Origin of the sequence: Nocardioides zeicaulis, assembly GCF_042432345.1 — a bacterium.
GTDB lineage: Bacteria > Actinomycetota > Actinomycetes > Propionibacteriales > Nocardioidaceae > Nocardioides > Nocardioides zeicaulis.
Genome location: NZ_JBHLXH010000001.1, coordinates 1,374,963 through 1,397,601, shown reverse-complemented (window position 1 = coordinate 1,397,601; position 22,639 = coordinate 1,374,963). Strand labels below are relative to the sequence as shown.

At 72.6% G+C, this 22,639-nt stretch carries 23 protein-coding genes and 1 tRNA gene; 15 read left to right on the top strand and 9 right to left on the bottom strand.

Features of this window, described 5'->3' with window-relative positions; translation table 11 throughout:
- Positions 1 to 25 precede the first annotated feature (25 nt).
- From ACFFJG_RS06920 to ACFFJG_RS06905, 4 genes are all read left to right on the top strand, one after another.
- The gene (locus ACFFJG_RS06920) at positions 26 to 466 is read left to right on the top strand and encodes a zinc-ribbon domain-containing protein (RefSeq protein ID WP_378517865.1); all 441 of its coding nucleotides are present in this window, start codon (positions 26 to 28) and stop codon (positions 464 to 466) included.
- Positions 459 to 953, top strand: a complete 495-nt coding sequence (locus tag ACFFJG_RS06915) for a GNAT family N-acetyltransferase (RefSeq protein ID WP_378517864.1) — start codon at positions 459 to 461, stop codon at positions 951 to 953. Before ACFFJG_RS06920 ends, ACFFJG_RS06915 begins: the two co-directional genes overlap by 8 nt.
- 171 nt (positions 954 to 1,124) lie before the next feature.
- Entirely contained in the window at positions 1,125 to 1,748 is a 624-nt protein-coding gene (locus ACFFJG_RS06910; RefSeq protein ID WP_378517863.1) for a VldE C-terminal domain-containing protein, read from the top strand.
- Positions 1,749 to 1,782: 34 nt separating this feature from the next.
- On the top strand, positions 1,783 to 2,142 hold the full coding sequence (locus ACFFJG_RS06905) for a thiol-disulfide oxidoreductase DCC family protein (protein ID WP_378517862.1): 360 nt from the start codon (positions 1,783 to 1,785) through the stop codon (positions 2,140 to 2,142).
- 106 nt (positions 2,143 to 2,248) lie between these two features.
- On the opposite strand, the gene ACFFJG_RS06900 is transcribed toward ACFFJG_RS06905, so the two are convergent.
- Positions 2,249 to 3,352: a citrate synthase 2 gene (locus ACFFJG_RS06900; RefSeq protein WP_378517861.1), complete on the bottom strand. Its 1,104-nt coding sequence runs from the start codon at positions 3,350 to 3,352 to the stop codon at positions 2,249 to 2,251.
- 87 nt (positions 3,353 to 3,439) lie between these two features.
- Between ACFFJG_RS06900 and pdxH the strand changes: the two genes are divergently transcribed.
- The 6 genes from pdxH (at position 3,440) to ACFFJG_RS06870 (ending at position 11,040) form a co-directional block, all read left to right on the top strand.
- On the top strand, positions 3,440 to 4,087 hold the full coding sequence (pdxH, locus tag ACFFJG_RS06895) for a pyridoxamine 5'-phosphate oxidase (protein ID WP_378517860.1): 648 nt from the start codon (positions 3,440 to 3,442) through the stop codon (positions 4,085 to 4,087).
- Positions 4,088 to 4,221: 134 nt separating this feature from the next.
- On the top strand, positions 4,222 to 4,812 hold the full coding sequence (locus ACFFJG_RS06890; protein WP_378517859.1) for a TetR/AcrR family transcriptional regulator: 591 nt from the start codon (positions 4,222 to 4,224) through the stop codon (positions 4,810 to 4,812).
- The gene (locus ACFFJG_RS06885) at positions 4,813 to 6,546 is read left to right on the top strand and encodes an ABC transporter ATP-binding protein (RefSeq protein ID WP_378517858.1); all 1,734 of its coding nucleotides are present in this window, start codon (positions 4,813 to 4,815) and stop codon (positions 6,544 to 6,546) included. It abuts the gene before it with no gap.
- Positions 6,543 to 8,531: an ABC transporter ATP-binding protein gene (locus tag ACFFJG_RS06880; RefSeq protein ID WP_378517857.1), complete on the top strand. Its 1,989-nt coding sequence runs from the start codon at positions 6,543 to 6,545 to the stop codon at positions 8,529 to 8,531. Before ACFFJG_RS06885 ends, ACFFJG_RS06880 begins: the two co-directional genes overlap by 4 nt.
- 431 nt (positions 8,532 to 8,962) lie before the next feature.
- The gene (locus tag ACFFJG_RS06875; protein WP_378517856.1) at positions 8,963 to 10,558 is read left to right on the top strand and encodes an MDR family MFS transporter; all 1,596 of its coding nucleotides are present in this window, start codon (positions 8,963 to 8,965) and stop codon (positions 10,556 to 10,558) included.
- Between the two features lie 5 nt (positions 10,559 to 10,563).
- Entirely contained in the window at positions 10,564 to 11,040 is a 477-nt protein-coding gene (locus ACFFJG_RS06870; RefSeq protein ID WP_378517855.1) for a MarR family winged helix-turn-helix transcriptional regulator, read from the top strand.
- A gap of 83 nt (positions 11,041 to 11,123) precedes the next feature.
- Here ACFFJG_RS06870 and ACFFJG_RS06865 read toward each other — a convergent pair whose 3' ends face one another.
- Positions 11,124 to 12,707 carry a glycoside hydrolase family 13 protein gene (locus ACFFJG_RS06865; RefSeq protein ID WP_378517854.1) on the bottom strand — a complete coding sequence of 528 codons (1,584 nt, stop codon included), beginning with the start codon at positions 12,705 to 12,707 and terminating at the stop codon, positions 11,124 to 11,126.
- A gap of 34 nt (positions 12,708 to 12,741) precedes the next feature.
- A complete protein-coding gene (locus ACFFJG_RS06860; RefSeq protein WP_378517853.1) occupies positions 12,742 to 13,533 on the bottom strand; it encodes a hotdog family protein in 792 nt (263 codons plus the stop codon).
- 124 nt (positions 13,534 to 13,657) lie between these two features.
- On the opposite strand from ACFFJG_RS06860, the gene ACFFJG_RS06855 reads away from it, so the two are divergent.
- Positions 13,658 to 14,338, top strand: coding sequence for an iron-dependent transcriptional repressor DtxR (locus tag ACFFJG_RS06855; RefSeq protein ID WP_378517852.1), 681 nt, complete (start codon positions 13,658 to 13,660; stop codon positions 14,336 to 14,338).
- 117 nt (positions 14,339 to 14,455) lie between these two features.
- Here ACFFJG_RS06855 and ACFFJG_RS06850 read toward each other — a convergent pair whose 3' ends face one another.
- On the bottom strand, positions 14,456 to 15,355 hold the full coding sequence (locus ACFFJG_RS06850) for a Sir2 family NAD-dependent protein deacetylase (protein WP_378517851.1): 900 nt from the start codon (positions 15,353 to 15,355) through the stop codon (positions 14,456 to 14,458).
- A complete protein-coding gene (locus ACFFJG_RS06845; RefSeq protein ID WP_378517850.1) occupies positions 15,352 to 15,621 on the bottom strand; it encodes a DUF2277 domain-containing protein in 270 nt (89 codons plus the stop codon). The genes ACFFJG_RS06850 and ACFFJG_RS06845 overlap by 4 nt, the downstream gene beginning before the upstream one ends.
- A gap of 61 nt (positions 15,622 to 15,682) precedes the next feature.
- Between ACFFJG_RS06845 and ACFFJG_RS06840 the strand changes: the two genes are divergently transcribed.
- The gene (locus tag ACFFJG_RS06840) at positions 15,683 to 16,867 is read left to right on the top strand and encodes a saccharopine dehydrogenase family protein (RefSeq protein WP_378517849.1); all 1,185 of its coding nucleotides are present in this window, start codon (positions 15,683 to 15,685) and stop codon (positions 16,865 to 16,867) included.
- A gap of 7 nt (positions 16,868 to 16,874) precedes the next feature.
- Here ACFFJG_RS06840 and ACFFJG_RS06835 read toward each other — a convergent pair whose 3' ends face one another.
- The 4 genes from ACFFJG_RS06835 to ACFFJG_RS06820 all read right to left on the bottom strand — a co-directional run bounded on the left by ACFFJG_RS06835 (position 16,875) and on the right by ACFFJG_RS06820 (position 20,517).
- Positions 16,875 to 18,524, bottom strand: a complete 1,650-nt coding sequence (locus ACFFJG_RS06835) for a sensor histidine kinase (protein ID WP_378519461.1) — start codon at positions 18,522 to 18,524, stop codon at positions 16,875 to 16,877.
- Between the two features lie 127 nt (positions 18,525 to 18,651).
- Entirely contained in the window at positions 18,652 to 18,846 is a 195-nt protein-coding gene (locus ACFFJG_RS06830; protein WP_378517848.1) for a DUF8730 family Cys-rich protein, read from the bottom strand.
- 22 nt (positions 18,847 to 18,868) lie between these two features.
- Positions 18,869 to 18,941 (bottom strand) — tRNA-Arg (locus tag ACFFJG_RS06825).
- 58 nt (positions 18,942 to 18,999) lie between these two features.
- Positions 19,000 to 20,517 carry a SulP family inorganic anion transporter gene (locus ACFFJG_RS06820; RefSeq protein ID WP_378517847.1) on the bottom strand — a complete coding sequence of 506 codons (1,518 nt, stop codon included), beginning with the start codon at positions 20,515 to 20,517 and terminating at the stop codon, positions 19,000 to 19,002.
- A gap of 53 nt (positions 20,518 to 20,570) precedes the next feature.
- Here ACFFJG_RS06820 and ACFFJG_RS06815 point away from each other — a divergent pair, with 53 nt between their 5' ends.
- The 3 genes from ACFFJG_RS06815 (at position 20,571) to ACFFJG_RS06805 (ending at position 22,531) form a co-directional block, all read left to right on the top strand.
- Positions 20,571 to 20,960, top strand: coding sequence for a MerR family transcriptional regulator (locus tag ACFFJG_RS06815; protein ID WP_378517846.1), 390 nt, complete (start codon positions 20,571 to 20,573; stop codon positions 20,958 to 20,960).
- 90 nt (positions 20,961 to 21,050) lie between these two features.
- Positions 21,051 to 22,334: an LCP family protein gene (locus tag ACFFJG_RS06810; RefSeq protein ID WP_378517845.1), complete on the top strand. Its 1,284-nt coding sequence runs from the start codon at positions 21,051 to 21,053 to the stop codon at positions 22,332 to 22,334.
- A complete protein-coding gene (locus ACFFJG_RS06805) occupies positions 22,331 to 22,531 on the top strand; it encodes a hypothetical protein (protein ID WP_378517844.1) in 201 nt (66 codons plus the stop codon). The genes ACFFJG_RS06810 and ACFFJG_RS06805 overlap by 4 nt, the downstream gene beginning before the upstream one ends.
- Positions 22,532 to 22,639: the final 108 nt, after the last annotated feature.

The window sequence follows — 22,639 nt, the reverse complement described above, 5'->3', positions numbered from 1 at the left end:
GCACCGACCACGAGGGGGACGAAGCATGGACCAGCAGCAGGGGCCGGGCCTGGCCCGTCAGGAGCAGGTGCGCACTGCCGCCCGCGTCCTCGCCGTGGTCCTCCTCGTCACGGGTGCGGTCATGCTCGTGCGAGGGCTCTCGGCGTTCGCCTCCGAGATGGACAACCCGTCGTTCGACGACGGACCGGGATCGGTCCTCACCGCCGCTGCTGGAGGTTTCTGCCTGGTCTTCGGGCTCGCCGCCGCCAGCGTGGGCTGGATGCGCGCCCACGCGTCGTACGTCGCGGGCGAGACGATGCCGGTCGTGAAGGACTCCGCCACCTACCTCAGCGACGGGCGCGGCGTCGCCGGCGTCGGCAGGACCGAGGAGGCGGCCGCGGCCACCGGTCCCTACTGCCGCCAGTGCGGCACCCGCAACGATGCCGAGGCACGGTTCTGCGACTCCTGCGGGCAGTCGCTTGCCTGAGCCCGCCGGCGACCTGCGCATCGAGCGGGTGCCGATCACCCATCCCGACGCCCAGCTCCTCGTCGAGGCCGTGCAGGAGGAGTACGTCGTGCGCTACGGCGGCCGCGACGACTCGCCGATCGACCCGCGCGACTTCGAGGACCCGCTCGGCCGGTTCTTCGTCGGCTACCTCGACGGCGTGCCGGTCGCGACCGGGGCGTGGCGCCGCAGCCCCGTGCACGCGCTCGGCGCGGAGACCACCGCCGAGGTGAAGCGGATGTACGTGGTCCCCGCGGCGCAGCGGCGCGGCATCGCCCGCCGCATGCTCGCCCACCTCGAGACGACGGCTGCGGCAGAGGGCGTCCACGCGCTCGTGCTGGAGACCGGCATCAAGCAGCCGGAGGCCATCGAGCTCTACCTCTCCAGCGGCTACGAGCCCGTCCCCGGCTTCGGCTACCACCGCGACTCCGCGCTCAGCCGCTGCTTCGCCCGCCGCATCCTCGGGTAGTCCACCGGGTCCTGGCTGCCTCCGCGGCCCCGGGGACGCCACGTCCCGGTGGACTACCCGGAACGGGCCGGCGAACTACAGGTCTGTACTTCCCTCGAACCCCGGACGGGCCCCGGGAGGGGCACGTACGTTCGCTGCGCCGCGAGTGGTCCGTGGGGAAGGTGGTGCGTGGTGGGTGCAGCTGCACGTCGGGTCGGTTTCGTCTGCGCGACGCTGGTCGTGACGTTCCTCGGAGCCGGCGTCGGCCCGGCCTCGGCCGCCGACAGCCGCAACGCCCGCACCGTGACCAGCTCGGCCCCCTACGTGATGCCGCTGGAGGACTACGCGTCCTACCAGCCGCAGACGAAGTGCCGCCAGAAGCCGAAGGCAGGCATCCTCGCGCTCGCCGACTGGCTCGTCGCGCGGGGCGGCGGCTACGGCCCGATCAGCCGGCCCTGCGACGGCACCTCGACCAGCGAGCACCAGGAGTCACGGGCCTTCGACTGGCTGCTCGACGCCGACGACCCGGCCGACAAGGCACTGGCCGAGGCGTTCCTCGACGAGGCCTTCGCCCCCGACGACACCGGCGCCCCGGCGGCCCTCGCGCGCCGGATGGGCATCATGTACGTCATCTGGAACGACCGGATCTACGCGTCGTACGACCAGTTCCAGCCCCGGGCCTACCTCAGCTCCGGCTGCCGCACCAAGCGCCGCTGCTCGCCGACCCTGCGCCACCGCGACCACGTGCACGTCTCGCTGACCCGGCAGGGGGCCAAGGGCCTGACGTCCTGGTACGCCGCGCAGCCTGTCGGCTGACGAGCGCCTCCCGCGGTCGACGTAGGCTCGCAGCATGGAGCGCGGGCTGATGCTCAACGACGGTGACTGCGGCTTCTGCATGCGTGCGGGCGCGCTGGTGCCGCGGCTCGGTGTCGACGTCGACGCCGGCACCGTCCAGTCCGTCGACCTCGAGGCGCTCGGCGTCGACCCGTCCCGCGCGGAGGTCGAGCTGCCCTACGTGCACCCCGACGGACGCGTCGAGTACGGGCATCGCGCCGTCGCCGCAATCCTCCGCACCGGACCCCTGCCCTGGCGCGTCGTGGGTCGGCTGATCACCACCCGCCCCGTCGACCCGGTGGCACGCCGGGCCTACCGCTGGGTCGCGGCCAACAGGTCGCGCCTGCCCGGCGGCACGCCCAGCTGCGCGCTCTGACGCCACCCACCCGCCGTACCTGGGGACGTTCTGGTGGGTGAAACGGCTGTCCGACCCACCAGAACGTCCCTAGATACCGGGTTAGGTGCCGGGCTGGAGACCGGGCTCAGGCGCCCCAGGCCTCGTCCCAGCCCTCGACCTCGCTGGCCGAGCGGGTGCTTGGGCCGGCGTAGACCGCGGACGGCCGGATCAGCCGGCCGGTCTGCTTCTGCTCGAGGATGTGCGCCGACCAGCCGCCGGTGCGCGCGCAGGTGAACATCGAGGTGAACATGTGCGCCGGCACCTCGGCGAAGTCGAGGACGATCGCGGCCCAGAACTCCACGTTGGTCTCGAGCACGCGGTCGGGGCGGCGCTCGCGCAGCTCGGCGAGCGCGGCCTTCTCGAGGGCCTCGGCGACCTCGTAGCGCGGCGCGTCGAGCTCCTTCGCCGTGCGCCGCAGCACGCGGGCGCGCGGGTCCTCGGCGCGGTAGACGCGGTGGCCGAAGCCCATCAGCCGCTCGCCGCCGTCGAGCAGCTCCTTGACGTAGGACGAGGCGTCGCCGCGCTTCTCGACCTCCTCGATCATGCCGAGCACCCGCGACGGGGCGCCGCCGTGCAGCGGGCCCGACATCGCGCCGATGGCGCCGGAGAACGCGGCGGCCACGTCGGCGCCGGTGGAGGTGATCACGCGGGCGGTGAACGTGGAGGCGTTCATGCCGTGCTCGGCCGCCGACGACCAGTAGGCGTCGATCGCGTGGGCGTGCTTGGGGTCGGCCTCGCCGCGCCAGCGGATGAGGAATCGCTCGGCCAGCGTGCGGCCCTGGTCGACCTCGGCCTGCGTCACGACGGGCCTGCCGAGCCCGCGCGCGGACTGGGCGGCGTAGGAGAGCACCATCACCGCGACGCGCGAGAGGTCCAGCCGCGCCTGCTCGTCGGAGATGTCGTAGGTCTGGCCCATGCCCAGCATCGGGGCGAGCATGGCCACGCTCGCCTGCACGTCGGCGCGCACGTCGCCGGTGTGGATGGCGATGTTGTACGGCTCGGCCGGCGGCAGGCCCGGGGTGTAGGACCCGTCGACCAGCAGGCCCCAGACGTTCTCGAACGGGACACGGCCCACGAGGTCCTCGATGTCGACACCGCGGTAGCGCAGCGCCGACCCCTCCTTGTCCGGCTCGGCGATCTGCGTCTCGAACGCGACCACGCCTTCGAGGCCGTGCTGGATCTCGGTCATGGACCACTCCTTCGTGGGCGAGGGCGTCCCGGGAACCGCACGGGACGGCTCATTGTGCACCCTGCTGCGACGTCTACCCTCGGGAGCATGGACCTCACCAGCCTGCGCGAGGAGTACGGCCGCGGCGGCCTCGACCTGCCCGACCTGGCCGCCGACCCGGTGACGATGTTCGAGCGGTGGTTCGAGCAGGCCGCCGCCGCCGGGGTGCACGAGCCGAACGCCATGGTGCTGGCCACGGCGACCCCCACCTGCGTCCCGTCGAGCCGGATGGTGCTCCTCAAGGGCGTGGGGGAGGACGGGTTCGTCTTCTTCACCAACCACGCCTCGCGCAAGGGCGGCGAGCTCGCCTCCAACCCGCGCTGCGCCCTGCTCTTCCCTTGGCACCCGCTCGAGCGGCAGGTCCGCGTCGAGGGCACCGCGGTGCGCCTCGACGCCGAGCGCGTCGAGGCCTACTTCCACTCCCGCCCCCGCGGCGCGCAGCTCGGCGCCTGGGCCTCGGCCCAGTCCCAGCCGGTGTACTCGCGCGCGGCCCTCGCGGCGTCGTACGCCTCGGTGCAGGAGCGCTTCGGCGCCGAGGACGCCGACGGCGAGGTGCCGGTGCCACCCGACTGGGGCGGCTACCGCGTGGTGCCCGAGGCCGTGGAGTTCTGGCAGGGCCGGCCCGGGCGCATGCACGACCGGCTGGTCTACCGCCGCGACGGCGACGGCTGGGCCACCGAGCGCCTCGCCCCCTGACCGACTCGCTGGTCCCGTGGCTGCGCTCCGAGGCCGGCCGAGCCTCCTCGACCTCCCTGTCCGTCCGAGGCTTCGCGAGCTCGGCTTCGCGAAAGTGACTTGTGAGTGAGCGCTCACTCACTTACCCTCGACGGGTGACCCCCCGCGCTCGCCCGATGGCGCCCGAGGACCGGCGCCAGGCGCTGGTCGACGTGACGATCCCGCTGCTCCTCGAGCACGGGCGCGCCGTGACGACCCGGCAGATCGCCGACGCCGCCGGGGTCGCGGAGGGCACGATCTTCCGCGTCTTCGACACCAAGGAGGACCTGGTCGCCGCGGCGCTCGACGACGCGCTCGACCTGGCGCCCTTCACCGACCAGCTCGCGGCGATCGACACCGACCGGCCGCTCCCCGCGATGCTGCTCGAGGTCGTCGAGCTGTTCCAGCAGCGCTTCGAGCGGGTCTTCGCCCTGATGACCCGCATGGGCATGGTCGGCCCACCGCGGGCGCGCCACCACATGGAGGCCGAGCGGGCGAAGGTCGCGCTCATCCTCGAGACCATGGCCGAGCCGCACCGCGACGCGCTGCGCGTGGCCCCGGCCCAGCTGATGCACATGGTGCGGCTGCTGACCTTTTCCGGCACCCACCCCCACATCTCCGACGGCCACCCGCTGACCGCCGAGGAGATCGTCGACACCCTGCTCCACGGCGTCCTGCGGACGCCCCCGACCACCCAGGACTCCTGAATGCTGCTGCGGATCGTCCGTACCTACCTGCGGCCCTACGCCGCCCCGCTCGCCGCCGTCGTCGCGCTGCAGTTCGTCGGCACGATGGCCGCGCTCTACCTGCCGAGCCTCAACGCCGACATCATCGACAAGGGCGTCGTCACCGGCGACACCGGCTACATCCTGCGCCACGGCGGCCTGATGCTCGCCGTCTCGCTGGTCCAGATCGTCTGCTCGGTTGCCGCCGTCTGGTTCTCCGCGCGCAACGCGATGGGCTTCGGCCGCGACCTGCGCGCCGCGATCTTCCACCGGGTCGGCTCCTTCTCCACCCGCGAGGTGCAGCAGTTCGGTGCGCCCTCGCTGATCACCCGCGAGACCAACGACGTCCAGCAGGTGCAGATGCTGGTGCTGATGGGCGGCACCCTCATGGTGTCGGCGCCGATCATGATGGTCGGCGGCATCATCATGGCCGCCCGCGAGGACGCCGGGCTGTCCTGGCTGGTGCTGGCCGTGGTGCCGGTGCTGGCGGTGTCGATCGGGCTCATCGTGCGCCAGATGGTGCCGAGCTTTCGGCTGATGCAGGAGCGCATCGACGAGGTCAACCGGCTGCTGCGCGAGCAGATCACCGGCGTACGCGTGGTGCGCGCGTTCGTCCGCGAGGAGCACGAGACCGCCCGCTTCCGCGACGCCAACGAGCAGCTGACCGAGGTCGCCGTGCGCGCCGGCCGGTGGCAGTCGGCGATGTTCCCGACGGTGATGATCGTGGCCAACGTCGCCACGGTCGGCGTGCTGTGGTTCGGCGGCCACCGGGTCGAGGCCGGCCAGATGCAGGTGGGCGCCCTGACGGCCTACATCTCCTACCTCATGCAGATCGTCATGTCGGTGATGATGGCGATGTTCATGCTGATGATGGTGCCGCGCGCCTCGGTGTGCGCCGACCGCATCGCCGAGGTGCTCGACACCGCCTCGTCGGTGGTCCCGCCCGCCGCTCCCGTGACCACCCTCCCCGAGCGGCTCACCCTGGAGCTCGACGGCGTCACCTTCGCCTACCCCGGCGCCGAGGAGCCGGTGCTGCGCGGCGTGGACCTGCGGGCCTCGCCCGGCGAGACCGTCGCGATCGTCGGGTCGACCGGCGCCGGCAAGTCGACGCTGGTCAACCTCGTCCCCCGCCTCTTCGACGTCACCGGGGGAGCCGTGCGCGTGGGCGGCGCCGACGTGCGCGAGCTCGACCCCGAGACGCTCTGGTCGCACATCGGGCTGGTGCCGCAGAAGGCGTTCCTGTTCCGCGGGACCATCGCCGACAACCTCCGCTACGGCAAGCCCGACGCCACGGAGGAGGAGATGTGGGCGGCGCTCGAGATCGCGCAGGCCAGGGAGTTCGTCGAGGCGATGCCCGACGGCCTCGACTCCGACGTCGCCCAGGGCGGCAGCAGCCTCAGCGGCGGCCAGCGCCAGCGGATGGCGATCGCCCGCGCGGTGGTGCGGCGCCCGAGCCTCTACCTCTTCGACGACTCGTTCTCCGCGCTCGACCTCACCACCGACGCCCGGCTGCGGGCGGCGCTGCGCCCGGTCACCCGTGACGCGACCGTCGTCATCGTCGCCCAGCGGGTCGCGACCATCCGCCACGCCGACCGGATCGTGGTGATGGAGGACGGCGCCGTCGTCGGCACCGGCACCCACGACGAGCTGCTCGACGGCTGCGACACCTACCGCGAGATCGTCCAGTCCCAGCTGACCGCCGAGGAGGTGGCATGAGCACCACGCAGACCCCGGCCGGCCGGCCCGGCCAGCTCAAGGAGACCGAGCGGGTCCAGTCGGGCCCGGGCGGACCCGGCCGCGGCCCGATGGGCGGCGGGATGATCGGCCAGAAGGCCGACACCTTCTGGCCCTCGCTCAAGCGGCTGCTCGCGCGGCTGCGGCCCGAGCGCCACAAGGCGTACGCCGTCGTCGCGCTCACCCTCGTCAGCGTCGTGGCGATGGCCGTCGGCCCGCGGATCCTGGGGCGCGCCACCGACCTCATCTTCGCCGGCCTGCTCGGCAAGCAGGTGCTCGGCGGTGGAGCCACGCAGGAGCAGGCGATCGAGGCGCTGCGCGCCCGCGGGGAGGACCGCCAGGCCGACATGCTGGCCTCGATGGACCTCACCGACGGGGTCGACTTCTCCGCGGTCGCCGACGTGCTGCTGCTGGTGCTCGCGATCTACGTCGCCGCCTCGCTGCTCGCGTGGCTCAGCGGCTACCTCCTCAACGACGTCGTGCAGGGCACCGTGCTGCGGATGCGCTCGGAGGTCGAGGACAAGGTGCACCGGCTGCCGCTGGGCTACTTCGACAAGCAGCCGCGCGGCGAGCTGCTCAGCCGCGTCACCAACGACATCGACAACATCAGCCAGACGCTCCAGCAGACGATGAGCCAGATGCTCAACTCGCTGCTCACGGTGCTGGCCGTGCTGGCGATGATGTTCTGGATCTCGCCGCTGCTGGCGCTCGTCGCGCTGGTGTCGGTGCCGGTCACGATGGTCGTCACCGGCGCGGTGATGAAGCGCTCGCAGGGCATGTTCATCCAGCAGTGGCGCCGCACCGGCACGCTCAACGCCCACATCGAGGAGACCTTCTCCGGGCACTCGATCGTCAAGGTGTTCGGCCGCCAGGCCGAGGCCGAGCGGGTGTTCGCCGAGCAGAACGAGGAGCTCTACCAGGCGTCCTACGGCGCGCAGTTCGTCAGCGGCCTGATCATGCCGATCATGATGTTCGTCGGGAACCTCAACTACGTCGTGATCGCCGTCCTCGGCGGTCTGCGCGTGGCCAGCGGCACGATGTCGCTGGGCGACGTGCAGGCGTTCATCCAGTACACCCGGCAGTTCACGCAGCCGCTCACGCAGGTGGCCTCGATGCTCAACCTGCTCCAGTCGGGCGTCGCGTCGGCCGAGCGCGTCTTCGAGCTGCTCGACGCGCCCGAGGAGTCCGTCGACGAGCAGGGCCGGCCGGCCGCGGCCGAGCGTGCCCGCGGCGAGGTGCGCTTCGAGGACGTGTCCTTCTCCTACGACCCCGAGCGCCCGCTCATCGAGCACCTCTCGCTGGTCGCACAGCCGGGGAGCACCGTCGCCATCGTCGGCCCGACCGGCGCCGGCAAGACCACGATGGTCAACCTGGTCATGCGGTTCTACGACCCGCAGTCCGGGCGGATCACCATCGACGGCGTCGACATCACCTCGATCCCGCGCGGTGTGCTGCGCAGCCGGATCGGGATGGTGCTCCAGGACACCTGGCTCTTCGCCGGCACCATCCGCGACAACATCGCCTACGGCCGCCCCGACGCCACCGACGACGAGGTGCTCGAGGCCGCTCGCGCGACGTTCGTGGACCGGTTCGTGCACTCCCTGCCCGACGGCTACGAGACGCTCATCGACGAGGACGGCTCGAACCTCTCGGCGGGCGAGCGCCAGCTGGTCACGATCGCACGGGCGTTCCTCTCCGACCCGGCGCTGCTGATCCTCGACGAGGCGACCTCCTCGGTCGACACCCGCACCGAGCTGCTGCTCCAGCAGGCGATGGCCGCGCTCCGCTCCGATCGGACCTCGTTCGTGATCGCCCACCGGCTCTCCACGATCCGCGACGCCGACCTGATCCTGGTGATGGAGGACGGCTCGATCGTCGAGCAGGGCTCGCACGACGAGCTGCTCGCCGGCGACGGGGCGTACGCCCGCCTCTACCGCTCGCAGTTCGAGTCCGCGCCCATCGGGTGACCCGGTCCGGGTCCAGACATCGGTGCATCTGAGGACGTGGTGGGGGCCGGGAGGTCCCAATTGCCCCCACCACGTCCTCAGATGGCGGGCGTTAACCCGTTGAGCGGCCTCGGGTCGCGACGTACGGTTGAGGTACACAGAAGGGAGGTGATCCGAGGAATGAGTTCTTTTCGGATGAGTGAGGTGGCTGCCCGCTAGGCAGCCCGGTCCGCCGACAGCTGCCGGCGAATCCACTGCAGCCACCCGACCCGCAGGCTCCCGGTCACATCCGCCGGGGCCCCTCTCCGAGGGGCAGCAGCCTGCGGGTCGCTGCATGTCCGGGGTGTGGGGCGGGTCTCACCCGCGCCCGCTTGGGCTCGGCGACGTGTCGACATATAGTTGTGGAGCACAACTATTGCGATCAGCAACCGAGTTCGACCTAAGGAACGTACGTGACCCAGGCACCCACCGTCTCCGCCGAGCGGGGCGGACAGATGACGCACCGCGAGGTGCTCGAGGCCCTCAGCGGCCTCCTCCTCGCGATGTTCGTCGCGATGCTGTCCAGCACCATCGTCAGCAACGCCCTCCCCACGATCGTGGCCGACCTCGAGGGCAGCCAGACCGGCTACACCTGGGTCGTGGTCGCGACCATGCTGGCGATGACCGCGACCACGCCCATCTGGGGCAAGTTCGCCGACCTCTTCGACAAGAAGCTGCTCGTGCAGTCGGCGCTGGTGATCTTCTCCGCCGGGTCGCTCATTGCCGGCTTCGCCCCGTCGATGGAGGTCCTCATCGGCGCCCGCGTCGTCCAGGGCCTCGGCGTCGGCGGCCTCACCGCGCTGGTGCAGGTCGTCATCGCCTCGATGGTCTCCCCGCGCGAGCGCGGCCGCTACAGCGGCTACATCGGCGCCGTCTTCGCCCTCGCCACGGTCAGCGGCCCGCTGGTCGGCGGCGTGCTGGTCGACACGGTCGGCTGGCGCTGGTGCTTCTTCGCCGGGCTCCCGGTCGCGGCCCTCGCCTTCGTCGTGCTGCAGAAGACGCTGCGCCTGCCGGTGGTCAAGCGCGAGGTCACCATCGACTACCTCGGCGCCTTCCTGCTCGTCGGTGGCGTCTCGATCCTGCTCATCTGGGTCTCCCTCGGCGGCATCAACTTCGACTGGATCTCCTGGACCAGCGCGCTGCTCGTCGTCGCCGCGGTCGTCGTGACCGCCGCCGCGATCCACGTCGAGGCCAACGTCGCCAAGGACCCGGTCATCCCGCTGCGCCTCTTCAAGGACCGCACCCTCACCCTCGCCACCGTCGCGTCGGTGCTGATCGGCGTCGCGATGTTCGGCTCGACGGTCTACCTCAGCCTCTACTTCCAGCGCGCCAAGGACATGAGCCCCACCGAGGCCGGCCTGATGTCGATCTGCATGGTCGGCGGCCTGCTCGTCTCCAGCATCCTCAGCGGCCGGATCATCTCGGCCACCGGCGTGTGGAAGCGCTGGCTCGTCGGCGGCATGGTCGCCGTCATCCTCGGCATCGGCCTGCTGTCGACGATCGACGCCGACACCCCGCTGTGGCGCACCGGCATCTTCATGGCCGTCCTGGGCCTGGGCCTCGGCGCCACGATGCAGAACCTCGTGCTCGCCGTGCAGAACACCATCGCCCTGGCCGACATGGGCTCCGGCTCGTCGGTCGTCGCGTTCTTCCGCTCGCTCGGCGGCTCGGTCGGCATCGCCGCCCTGGGCGCCGTCCTGGCCCACCAGGTCGCCGACGCCGTGAAGTCCGGCCTCGCCGCGCTGCTGCAGGTGCACCCGGAGTACGCCGACGCGGTCAGCCACCAGACCGGTGCCGTGCCCGACATCTCCACGCTGCCCGCCCCGATCCGCGCGATCTTCGAGAGCGCGTACGGCGACGCCACCGGTCACATCTTCCTCGTGGCCCTGCCGTTCGCGATCGGTGCGCTCATCGCCGTGCTCTTCATCAAGGAGGTCCCGCTGCGCACCTCGGTGAAGCGCGAGGACGAGCTCGTCGGCGAGGTCGCCCCGGCCTCCCCGCAGGCCTGAGCGCGATGAGCACGGCCACCGACACCCCCGCCCGCGGGGTCACCGCGCGGCACCGTGACCTCCGGGCCATCGAGTCCGAGGTCGGCAGCCTGATCCGACGGGTCAAGCGCGTCATCGGGGAGCGGGCCCGCGAGGTCCACCCCGAGCTCCACCCGATGACGTACTTCATCCTCACCCACCTGGCCACCCACGGGCCGCAGCGCGGCGCGGACCTGTCCGACGCCTTCGGCATGGACAAGGGCGGCGTGAGCCGGCAGGTGCAGGCGTTGGTGGACCTCGGGCTCGTCGAGCGCAAGCCCGACCCCGAGGACCGCCGCGCGATCCTGCTCGACGCCACCGACGAGGGCCGCGCCCGGCTCGACGAGATGAGCCGTCAGCGGCGCGACCGCTTCGACGAGCGGCTCGCCGACTGGTCCGACGAGGAGCTCGCCACGTTCGCCCGCCAGCTGGCGGCGTACAACCTGGCCCTCGCCAAGGACTGACCCCCCGGGTAGTCCGTATCAAATGGGTCCCTCAGCCGCTGGCTGGGGGACCCATTTGATACGGAACTACCGGGGGACCGGCGTCAGCGGCGGAGCCAGGCGGCTGTGTCGCCGGGGAGCTTGCTGCCCTCGAGGGGGCTGCTGGCCAGCAGCAGGTCGCCCTCCGGCAGCTCGACCGGGCTGTCGCCGCAGTTGAGCACGACCGTGATCGGCCCGCGGGTGAAGGCCAGCACGTCGTCGCCGAGGTCGACCAGGGTCACGTCGGCGCCGGCGGTCCAGGCGAACTCCCGGCGGGCGCGGAGGGCGGCGCGGTAGAACTCCAGCGTCGAGTCCTCCACGCCGGTCTGCGCCTCGACCGTCAGGGCCTCCCAGCCCTCGGGCTGCGGCAGCCACGGCTGCGCCGTGCCCGGGCCGAAGCCGTACGGCGCGGCGTCGCCGCTCCACGGCATCGGGACGCGGCAGCCGTCGCGGCCGACCTCTCCGGTGCGGAGGTAGGAGGGGTCCTGGCGGAACTCCGGCGCCACGTCGACCTGCTCCAGGCCGAGCTCCTCGCCCTGGTAGAGGTAGCTCGAGCCGGGCAGCGCCAGCATCGTCAGCGTCGCCGCGCGGGCGCGGGCCAGGCCCTGCACGCCGCCGCCGTAGCGGGTCACGTGGCGCACCACGTCGTGGTTGCTCAGCACCCACGTCGGCGAGGCGCCGACCGGCGCGACGGCCGCGAGCGTGTCGGTGATGACGCCGGCGAACGACTCGGCCGACCAGTCGGCGAGCAGCCAGGCGAAGTTGAAGGCCTGGTCGAGCTCGTCGGGCCGGACGAACCGCGCCATCGACTCGGGGGTCTGCGTCCAGGCCTCGGCGACCGCCATCCGGTCGGGGCCGGCCTCGTCGAGGACCCGGTTCCACGCGCGGTACACGTCGTGCACCTCGGGCTGGTCCCACATCGGCTCGTCGTTCAGCGACCGCTCGATCATCTCGTGGGCGTCGCTGGACGTGGTCGTCCCCTCGGGGACGACCTGGTCGCGCAGGCTCGCCTCCTTGAACAGGCCGTGCGCCACGTCGACGCGGAAGCCGTCGACGCCGCGGTCGAGCCAGAAGCGCAGCACGTCCTCGAACATCTCCGGGACCTCGGGGTTGCGCCAGTCGAGGTCGGGCTGTGTGGAGTCGAAGAGGTGGAGGTACCACTGGCCGTCGTCGACCTGGGTCCAGGCGGGACCGCCGAAGACCGAGCTCCAGTTGTTGGGCAGCTCGCCCTCGGGGGCGTCGCGGAAGAGGTAGCGGGCGCGCTCGGGGCTGCCCGGTCCGGCGGCGAGAGCAGCCTTGAACCACTCGTGCTCGTTCGAGGTGTGGTTGGGCACGAGGTCGACCACGACGCGCAAGCCGAGCTCGTGGGCCCGGGAGATGAGGTCGTCGGCGTCGGACAGCTGGCCGAAGAGCGGGTCGACGTCGCGGTAGTCGGCGACGTCGTAGCCGTGGTCGTGCTGCGGGGAGGTGTAGAACGGCGTGATCCACAGCGCGTCCACCCCGAGGTCCGCGAGGTGCGGCAGCCGCGAGGTGATGCCGGGCAGGTCGCCGACGCCGTCGCCGTCGCTGTCCGCGAAGCTGCGGACGTAGATCTGGTAGACGACCGCGTTGCGCCACCAGTACGTCTTTGGATCGTTCAAATCAGCCATGTCGCCCATTCTTCCAACATCTTCGGGGCGCCGGTCAACCGCCGGTCGGCCTCCGGCCACCGAACAGCGCCGGGTCCACGGCGATCCAGGTGTGCTCCGCGGTCGCCACGACGCGCCCGTCGGCGTCGTACAGCGTCGCGGCGGTGAAGGTCTTGCGCCCGTCCTGCCCGCGGCCCTCGCCGACGACGACGTGGCGCTCGCCGACCACGGGCAGGTCGTCGACCCGGGCCGTCATCCGGCCCAGCACCATCAGCCGCTCGGTGAGGTCGCCCGCCCAGCCGCCGATGCAGTCGAGCGCGGCCCACGTCGCGGCGACCGAGGCGCGGCGCAGGTCGTCGGCGTAGGTGTGCCAGTCCTCGGCGAGGCTCACGTGGGGCGTCCAGGTCGCCGCGACGCGGTCGCCGCCCGCGCTGCGGTCCACCGGGCCGGGGAACACGCGCAGCCCGTCGCCCTCCTCGCGGGCGGTGCCGCACACCACGCAGGTGGGGAAGGGATGGAAGGACAGCCCGGGGTACGCCGCCTCGGCGACCGCCGCCTCGTCGGGTCCGACCGGCTCCACCTCGACCAGCGCCGCGTCGGCGCGGCGGGCGGTCGCGACGACGTCGTCACCCGCGCGCGCCGACCAGACGCCGTCCTCGACGGTCACCGGCATCGGGGTGTCCAGCGGCGGCGGCCTGCGCAGGGACACCTCGACCACCGGCCAGTGGTCGGTGTGGTCGCCGGGGGAGTCGGTCTCGTCGAGGGCGGCGAGCGCTCCCGCGGTCCAGCCGCCGTTGCCCGAGTCGGGCGGTCCGCAGAAGCGTCGGGGGACGATGAGCTCGGTCACCCGGCTCACTGTGCCAGAGCCCGCCCGGGTGCCGGGGGCGTGGCGGGGTCCTGATGGGGCCGGGGTCGAGCCGGGGTGGGTCGGGGAGGCGGCGGTGGTTGCCGGATGGGGAACAATGATCCTCGTGAGTGACCTCATCGACACCACCGAGATGTACCTCCGCACGATCTACGAGCTCGTGGAGGAGGGGATCGTGCCGTTGCGCGCCCGGATCGCCGAGCGCCTGCACCAGTCCGGACCGACGGTGTCGCAGACGGTCGCCCGGATGGAGCGCGACGGGCTGCTGACCGTGCAGGGCGACCGCCACCTCGAGCTGACCGAGGAGGGCAGCCGGCTGGCGACCCGCGTGATGCGCAAGCACCGCCTCGCCGAGCGCCTGCTCACCGACGTCATCGGCCTCGACTGGGAGCTGGTGCACGCCGAGGCGTGCCGCTGGGAGCACGTGATCTCCGAGAACGTCGAGCGCCGTCTCCTCGAGCTGCTCGACCACCCGACCGAGTCGCCCTACGGCAACCCGATCCCCGGTCTCGACGAGCTCGGCGACCGGCTCTCGGAGGAGTTCATGACCGACGTCGAGCCGCTCTCGGCCGCCGCCGGGAGCGAGGACCAGATGGTCCACGTGAAGCGGATCTCGGAGGAGATGCAGAAGGACGAGGAGCTGATGGGCCTGCTGCGCCGCGTCGGCGCCCTGCCCGGTCGCACGGTCACCATCGCCCGCACCGACGAGGGCATCCTGATCGGCTCCGGCGGCGAGAGCGCCGAGCTCGTCGCGGAGGCCGCCGAGCACATCTTCGTGCGCCGCTGACGTTCCCGGGGTCCCCTCGCCCCGCCCCCAATCTGGTGTCGTCGGGTTCCCCCGGCTAGGCGGGGGAGCTCGCGGTTCTCGGGGTTTGCAAACCCCCAGAACCTCGGAGAACCCCGGCTAGGCGGGGGAACCCGAGAGGGGATGCGCACCCGCGCCGCGGGCGGCGAGCCGGGTCAGGAACTCGCTGCACCCCACCTCGAGCTTGTACGTCGCCAGGGCGTCGCCGCGGGTCGACCCACGGTTCACCACGACCACCGGGGTGCCCCCGGCAGCCGCGCGCTTGACGAACCGCAGCCCGCTCATCACGGTCAGCGACGAGCCCGCGACCAGCAGCGCACCCTCGGTGCCGAGCGCCTCGACCGCGGCGTAGCAGCGGGCGACCCGCTCGGGCGGGACGTTCTCGCCGAAGAACACGACGTGCGGCTTGAGCGGTCCGCCGCAGCCGCAGCGCGGCACGACGAAGTCGGCGGTGTCGTCGAGGTCGACGTCGCCGTCGGGACGCGTCTCGGCCCACCCGTGCCGCTCCAACCAGCCGGGGTTGAGCGCGTCGAGCTCGCGCTCGAGGTCGGCGCGCGAGGACGTCGTGCGGCAGGACAGGCACACGACCTCCGAGACCCGGCCGTGCAGCGCGACCACGCGCCGCGACCCGGCGGCCTCGTGCAGGCCGTCGACGTTCTGGGTGATCAGCAGCTCGGGGTCGAGCCGGGCGAGCGCGCGGTGGCCGTCGTTGGGCAGCGCCCTGCCCATCCGCTGCCAGCCGAGGTGGCTGCGCGCCCAGTAGCGCTGCTGCGCCTCGGGCGTCGCGACGAACTCCTGGTAGGTCATCGGCGCCCGCACCGGCGCCCCGGGGCCGCGGTAGTCGGGGATGCCCGAGTCGGTCGACAGCCCGGCGCCGGTGAGCACCACCAGGGGCCGCGAGGAGAGCAGGTCGAGGGCCTCGTCGACCAGCGCGGGGTCGGTCGCGGCAGGCGCGGACGCCTCGGCCGGGAGGTCGTCGTAGGCCGAGCGGAGCGTCACGCGCCGTACCGCACCCGCGCCCGGGCGCGCGCCTTCTCGACCTCGACCTCCCGGTTCTTCGGTGGCGCGGTGGTCACCAGGTCGTCGAGCAGGTGCTGGGTGATGTGGGCGATCTCCCGCACGGCGGCGTTGAACGCCTCCTCGTTGGCCTGCGACGGCTTGGTGGTGCCGGCGACCTTGCGGACGTACTGCAGCGCGGCGGCCGTGACCTCGTCGCGGGTGGCCGGCGGCGCGAAGTTGTTGAGGGGGCGGATGTTGCGGCACATGCCTCGAGCGTACGCCGCCGGCCGCCCCGGAGGGGGTGGTCGAGCGTGGCACGATGGCGCGATGAGCGACCCCCGCGACCCCGGCCGTGACCGTGAGCTCGATCGCGAGCTGGACCTGGTGCTCTTCGGCGCCACCGGCTTCACCGGCGGCCTCACCGCCGACTACCTCGCCGCCCACGCGCCGGCCGACCTGCGGTGGGCGATCGCCGGCCGCAACGCCGACAAGCTGGCCGCCGTGCGCGAGCGCCTCGGCGTCGACGTCGAGGTCCTCGTCGCCGACTCGACCGACGACGCGGCGCTGGCCGACGTCGCGCGCCGCACCCGCGTCGTGGCCACGACCATCGGGCCCTACCTCCAGCACGGTGCCCCGCTGGTCGCCGCGTGCGCCGAGGCCGGCACCGACTACCTCGACCTCACCGGCGAGCCGGAGTTCGTCGACCGGATGTACCTCCAGCACCACCGCACGGCCGAGCGCACCGGCGCGCGGCTGGTGCACGCGTGCGGCTTCGACTCCGTCCCGCACGACCTCGGCGCGTACTTCACCGTCCAGCAGCTGCCCTCCGACGTGCCGATGAAGGTGCGCGGCGTGGTCCGCTCCGGCGGCACCTTCTCCGGCGGCACCTTCCACTCCGCTCTCGACCAGTTCTCCCGCGCGCGGGAGATGAAGAAGGCGTACGCCGAGCGGCGCCGCGCGGAGGGGCGTCCGGAGGGGCGCTCGTCGCGCTCGGTCGGGGGCCGGCCGCACCGCGACCCGCTGCTCGGCTGGTGGCTGCTCCCGCTGCCCACCATCGACCCGGTCGTCGTCGCGCGCAGCGGTGCCGCGCTCGAGGCGTACGGCCCCGAGTTCCGCTACTCGCACTGGGCCGGCACGAAGACGCTCCGGTACGCCGCCGCGGGTGCGGTCGGCGTGGGCGCGCTGTCGCTCGCCGCGCAGGTGGGCCCGGTGCGCGACTTCCTCAAGGGCAAGGTGCCGCAGGGGTCGGGCCCCGACGAGGCGAAGCGCGAGCGGTCGTGGTTCACCGTCGACCTCGTCGGCGAGGCGGGCGGCCAGACCGTGCACACGCGCGTGTCGGGTGGCGACCCGGGCTACACCGAGACCGCGAAGATGCTGTCGGAGGCAGCGCTGTGCCTCGCGCTCGACGACAACCCGGCCACGGCCGGCCAGGTGACACCCGCCCAGGCGATGGGCGACGCGCTGCTGGCCCGGCTGCAGGCGGCCGGCATCTCGTTCGAGGTCGTCGCCTGAGGCGCGGTCAGTCGCGCGGACCCGGGATGGTCACCAGGAAGCGCGACCCCTGCCCCGGCGTGCTCTGTGCGGTGATGGTCCCGCCCTGCGCGGCGACCAGCTGCTTGGCGGCGGCCAGGCCCATGCCCAGCCCCGGCGACACGCTCCGGACCGACGCCTCGGTGCGGTAGAAGCGGTCGAAGACGCGGCTCAGCTCGTGCTCGCTGAGCCCGATGCCCGTGTCGGTGACGGCGACGGTGAAGCCGCGCCCGCACGGCCGGTCGCTGGCGAAGGCCGGTGACCACGGGCTGACCTCCACCGTCACGCCACCGGACCTCGTGCTGGCGACCGCGTTGTCGAGGAGGTGGTCGAGCACCTGGCGCAGCGCGTCGGCGTGGGCGACGGTCGGCAGGCTCTCGGGGCCCTCGAGGGACAGCGTGAGGCCCGCGGCGCAGGCGCGGGCGCTGGCCGCGTCGACCGCGGCCCGGGCGACCGCCACGACGTCGACCTCGGCGGTGCGGAGCTCCGCGGGCTGGGCGGTGACCAGCAGGTCCTCGATGTGGTCGGCCAGGGCACGCACGTTGCGCCGCACCCCGTCCAGGTACGTCGGCGCGTCGCCGCCGTCCCGGCCCTGCTCCTGCTCGAGCTCGTGGTGCAGGTCGAGGTAGCCCAGGATCGCGGTGAGGGGCGTGCGCAGCTCGTGGGTGATCGTGCCGAGGAACTCGTCGCGCACGCGGGCGGCGTCGAGCGCGTCGGTGGCGTCCCACGCGACGAACACCGTGCCGACCACCTCGTCAGCGGCATCGTGGGCGGCTCCGTCGGAGGCATCGTCGTCCCGGACGATGCGTCGCGCGCTGCAGACCATCGCGCGCCGGTCGTCGTGCGGGCCGGTCCACTGCACGAGGCCCGTGAACTCCTCGCCGCGCCGGGCGCGCAGCAGCGCCTGGTCGGCGGGCGCCGCCACCGTCACCCCGTCCGCGCCCACGACCTCCCACGTCGACGGCACGACGTCCTGCTGCGCCGGCTCCGGCCGCACCTCCAGGCCGTGGCCGAGCGCGGTGGCGGGCGCGTTGAGGAGGACGTGGTCGTCGGGGAGGAGCACCACGATCGCGGCGTCGACCGAGTCGAAGACGGCGCGGGTCGTGGCGACCTCGTGCTCCAGCCGCCGACCGCGCGCCACGAGCTCGGTCTCGGCGCGCCGCAGGATGCGTCCGGCGTACCAGGTCAGCAGGACCATCGTGGTGAGGCCGACGAGCGCGACGACGTCGTCCCACCGCTGCAGCCTGTCGCGGGTGTAGGCCTGCCCCGCGACGTACGGCGTCGACGCGACCGCCCACATCGCTGCGATGGCGGCGGCGGCTCCCCGGCCGCCGAGCTCGAAGCCCATCCAGCCCGCAGGCATCCCGGTCACTAGGAAGGAGGAGCCGATCGAGGCGCCGTCGGAGCCGTGCACGAAGGCCGTCGAGGCCAGCAGCACCAGCGGCACCACCCACCGGGTCGCGCGCCACTGCGCCCGCTCGCCCACCACGGCGACCGCGCCGGAGCCCGCGACCGTGGCCAGCATGCCGGCCACGGCCCACGACGGGAGCGTGGTCGGGTCGACGAGGGTGCTGCCGACGCCCGTGAACACGATGAAGGCGGCGCTCGGCGCGAACCACACCCAGATCGGGATCCGCATCGTCACCGCCCCTGCTCCTCTCGGCGCGGCCCCTGCGCGCCCCGCGTCGGAATGTACGACGTCCAACGACGCAGCGCCTCGAAACGGCACGGTCCGGCCGGACGGACGGCGGCGTCGCGGGCCGGGCTCAGCGGCCGAGGAGCCTCGACAGGAACGAGCCGCCGGTGCCGCGCGCTGCCTTCGCGGCCGCCTTCTCGGCGTCGGTGTGCTGGCCGTTGCACCACTGGTCGCTCGGCACCATCGCCCTGACGTCGGCGACGTGCTGGCCGCACCCGGCCCAGGTGGTCCTGCCGCAGGCCCTGCAGGTGGTCGGTCGGCACATGGGGTGGCTCCTTCCGCGTCCGTGCCCCAGGCAAGAGTCGAACTTGCGACCTTTCGCTTAGGAGGCGGCTGCTCTATCCACTGAGCTACTGGGGCGGTGCCGCACGTCGTACGGCGGTGAGCATCCTGCCACGAGCCGGGGGCGGACCGTGCGTCAGTGGGAGGGGAGCGAGCCCGAGAGCCGCTCGTGGCGCTCGGCGCTCCGCGGGTCGAGGCCGGTGATCTCCACCCGCGCGCCGCGGCGGGCGTACTTCGTGGTGATCGCGTCGAGCGTGGCCACGGTGGAGGCGTCCCAGACGTGGGCGGCGGACAGGTCGACGACGACGCGGGCGGGGTCGGCGGCGTAGTCGAACTGCGTGGCGAGGTCGTTGCTGGAGGCGAAGAACAGCTCCCCGGTGACCCGGTAGAGCGCGGTGGCGCCGCCGTCGGTGCCCTCCACGAGCTCGCGGTGCACCTCGGTCACGTGGGCCACCCTGCGGGCGAAGAGCGTCATCGCGGTCAGCACCCCGACGCCGACGCCGATCGCCAGGTTGTGGGTCGCGACCGTGACCACGACGGTCGCCACCATCACGGCGGTCTCCGAGCGCGGCATCCGGCGCAGCGTCGCGGGGCGCACCGAGTGCCAGTCGAAGGTGCCGACCGAGACCATCACCATCACCGCCACCAGCGCGGCCATGGGGATCAGCGCGACCACGTCGCCGAACCCGACCACCAGCACCAGCAGGAACACCCCGGCCAGGAAGGTCGAGAGCCGGGTCCGCGCCCCGGAGGCCTTCACGTTGATCATCGTCTGCCCGATCATCGCGCAGCCGCCCATGCCGCCGAAGAGCCCGGTGACGAGGTTCGCGCCGCCCTGGCCCCACGCCTCGCGGTTCTTGTCGGAGGGGGTGTCGGTGATGTCGTCGACCAGCGTGGCGGTCAGCAGCGACTCGAGCAGGCCGACCAGCGCCATCGCGACGGCGTACGGAGCGATGACGCGCAGCGTCTCGAGCGTCCACGGGACGTCCGGCAGCCCGAGCGTCGGCAGGCTGTCGGGCAGCCGGCCCTCGTCGCCGACGTCCGGCACGCCCGTGCCCGTCGCCAGGGCGAAGGCGGTGAGCAGCACGATCGCGACGAGCGGCGCCGGCACGGCCGTCGTCAGGCGCGGCAGGCCGACGATGACCGCGATGCCGACGGCGACCATCGGGTAGACCGCCCACGGCACGTCCACGAGGTGGGGGAGCTGTGCGGTGAGGATGAGGATCGCCAGTGCGTTGACGAAGCCGACCATCACCTGGCGCGGCACGAAGCGCATCAGCCGGGCAACGCCGAGCAGGGCGAGCACGACCTGGATCGCGCCGCCCAGGAGCACCGTCGCCACGAGGAAGTCGAGCCCGTGGTCGCGCACCACGGGTGCGACGACCAGCGCCACCGCGCCGGTGGCGGCCGAGATCATCGCCGGACGCCCGCCGAGCACCGCGATGGAGACCGCCATCGTGAAGGAGGCGAACAGCCCCACCCGCGGGTCGACGCCGGCGATGATCGAGAACGAGATCGCCTCGGGGATGAGCGCCAGCGCCACCACCAGCCCGGCCAGCACCTCGGTGCGCAGGCGGGCGGGGGAGCGGAGCGCCGCGCGCACCGACGTCACGTCGGAGGGGGGCGTCGGGGACGATGGGGTGGTCACAGGCACGCGGAGCAACCCTACCCTCACGTGAGGGTAGGGTTGGGATCGAGGGAGCAGGGATGAGCGAGCGGGCGACGATGCACATCGGCGAGGTCGCCACACGCACCGAGCTGTCCCTGCGCAGCCTGCGCCACTGGGAGGAGGTCGGGCTGCTGCGGCCCTCGGGGCGCACCGACGGCGGCTTCCGGCTCTACACCGACGACGACGTCGACAAGATCCTCGTGATCCGCCGGATGAAGCCGCTGGGGTTCAGCATCGAGGAGATGAAGGCGGTCATGGCCGACATCGAGGTGCTCGACGACCCCGACGCCCCCACTGCCGACCTCGCGGCGGCTCGTGAGCGCCTGGCTGCAGTCGCCGACGACGCGACCGCCCGGCGCGCGAGGCTCGAGCGCCAGCTCGCCATGGCCGACGAGTTCATCGGTCTGCTCGACGCCCGTAGGCGGTGACAAGACGCGCCGACAAGGGGGTCGATGTTGCCTGGGTGAAGTAGGTTCGGGTGCGGTCAGTTCTGTCCCTCGAGCACCAAGGTGGGCCCCGTGTCCGATGAGTCGCGCCCGGAGTCCCCGGCATCCCCGGAGACCGAGCCCCACGACTCCGCGCCCAAGCGCCGCGGCAAGGCCGCCCGCAAGCACACCGTCGGACGGGTCATCCTGATCACCGTCGTGGTGCTCGCGCTGGTCACCGGCCTCAGCACGGTCTACTTCATCCGCCACCTCAACGGCAACATCGAGAGCATCGACATCGGTGACCTCGGGGACCGTCCCGAGGAGGTCTACAAGGGCAACGGCGAGCCGCTCGACATCCTCGTCATGGGCTCCGACTCCCGCGAGGGCGCTGGCAACGACATCGACCAGGAGAGCGGTGGCGGCTCCGACACCACGATCCTCGTGCACCTGTCGGCCGACCGCTCCCGGGCGTACGCCGTCTCGATCCCGCGCGACTCCATCGTGGACAGGCCGGGCGACGGCTGCAACGGCGACGCTGCCAGCAACGTGATGTGGAACGCGGCCTACAGCGTCGGCGGTCCGGTCTGCACCCTCGCCCAGCTCGAGCAGGACACGGGCATCCGGGTCGAGCACTTCGTCGTGGTCGACTTCGCCAGCTTCGGCAGCATGGTCGACGCCGTCGGCGGCGTCCCGGTGTGCGTGCCCGAGGACATCGTCGACAAGCCCCGCCAGATCTTCGTGCCGAAGGGTGACCCCTCGGTCCTCACCGGCGACGAGGCGCTCGACTACGTCCGGGCCCGCTACGTCGGTGAGAAGATCCAGCAGAACGACATCTCCCGCATCCGTCGCCAGCAGGAGTTCATCGGGGCCCTGGTCACCAAGGTCAAGTCGGCCGGCACGCTGACCCGCCTCGACAAGGTCGTGAAGTTCCTCAACGCGGCGACCCAGGGCCTGACCACCGACGCGGAGTTCGCCAACGTCGGACGCCTCGGCAAGGTCGCCATGCAGCTGCAGGGCATCGGCCTCGACAAGATCAAGTTCATCACCCTGCCGACTGCCTACTTCCCCGTGGGCGGCGAGTTCAGCGGCAAGGTCTACTGGACGCCGGCCGCCGACCAGATCTGGAAGCTGATCGCGGCCGACAAGGTGATCCCGCCGAACCTCCTCAAGGGCACGTCGGTCGCGGCCGGTCCGGCCGACACCCCGTCGGAGTCGCCGTCCGCCACGCCGTCGGAGACCCCCAGCGAGACCCCGTCCGAGACCCCGTCGGAGACCCCGAGCCAGACGCCGTCGCAGAGCCCGTCGCCGTCCGACAACCCCACCACCGAGGCGCCCACCGACACCGAGGACAACATCTTCGGGGTGTGCGCGTGACCCCAGCGGACGACGGCGACCAGCCTGCTCCCGCGGAGCAGGCGGCGCCCGAGCCCGAGTGGAAGCGCCGGCAGCGGCTCGCGGCGGTCTTCGGCGAGGGCCTGCCCGAGCAGACCAGCGACGACCGCGACCGCGGCGCGCAGACCGGCAAGGGCGACGACTGGTACCGCGAGCAGGTCCCGCCCCACCACGGCTGAGCGGCCGCTCCTCCCGACCGACCACCCCCCACCTCTCGGTAGTCCATGTCAAATGGGTCGTCACCGGCCCTGTCCGGCGACCCATCTGATACGGACTACCCCGGGGCC

Coding starts and splice junctions, on each gene's coding strand:
- ACFFJG_RS06845 (WP_378517850.1), bottom strand. CDS start 15,621: ATGTGCCGCAACATCCGCCCCCTCAACAACTTCGCGCCGCCGGCCACC.
- ACFFJG_RS06880 (WP_378517857.1), top strand. CDS start 6,543: ATGAGCACCACGCAGACCCCGGCCGGCCGGCCCGGCCAGCTCAAGGAG.
- ACFFJG_RS06920 (WP_378517865.1), top strand. CDS start 26: ATGGACCAGCAGCAGGGGCCGGGCCTGGCCCGTCAGGAGCAGGTGCGC.
- ACFFJG_RS06815 (WP_378517846.1), top strand. CDS start 20,571: ATGAGCGAGCGGGCGACGATGCACATCGGCGAGGTCGCCACACGCACC.
- ACFFJG_RS06835 (WP_378519461.1), bottom strand. CDS start 18,524: ATGCGGATCCCGATCTGGGTGTGGTTCGCGCCGAGCGCCGCCTTCATC.
- ACFFJG_RS06870 (WP_378517855.1), top strand. CDS start 10,564: ATGAGCACGGCCACCGACACCCCCGCCCGCGGGGTCACCGCGCGGCAC.
- ACFFJG_RS06840 (WP_378517849.1), top strand. CDS start 15,683: ATGAGCGACCCCCGCGACCCCGGCCGTGACCGTGAGCTCGATCGCGAG.
- ACFFJG_RS06900 (WP_378517861.1), bottom strand. CDS start 3,352: ATGACCGAGATCCAGCACGGCCTCGAAGGCGTGGTCGCGTTCGAGACG.
- ACFFJG_RS06865 (WP_378517854.1), bottom strand. CDS start 12,707: ATGGCTGATTTGAACGATCCAAAGACGTACTGGTGGCGCAACGCGGTC.
- ACFFJG_RS06830 (WP_378517848.1), bottom strand. CDS start 18,846: ATGTGCCGACCGACCACCTGCAGGGCCTGCGGCAGGACCACCTGGGCC.
- ACFFJG_RS06905 (WP_378517862.1), top strand. CDS start 1,783: ATGGAGCGCGGGCTGATGCTCAACGACGGTGACTGCGGCTTCTGCATG.
- ACFFJG_RS06885 (WP_378517858.1), top strand. CDS start 4,813: ATGCTGCTGCGGATCGTCCGTACCTACCTGCGGCCCTACGCCGCCCCG.
- pdxH (WP_378517860.1), top strand. CDS start 3,440: ATGGACCTCACCAGCCTGCGCGAGGAGTACGGCCGCGGCGGCCTCGAC.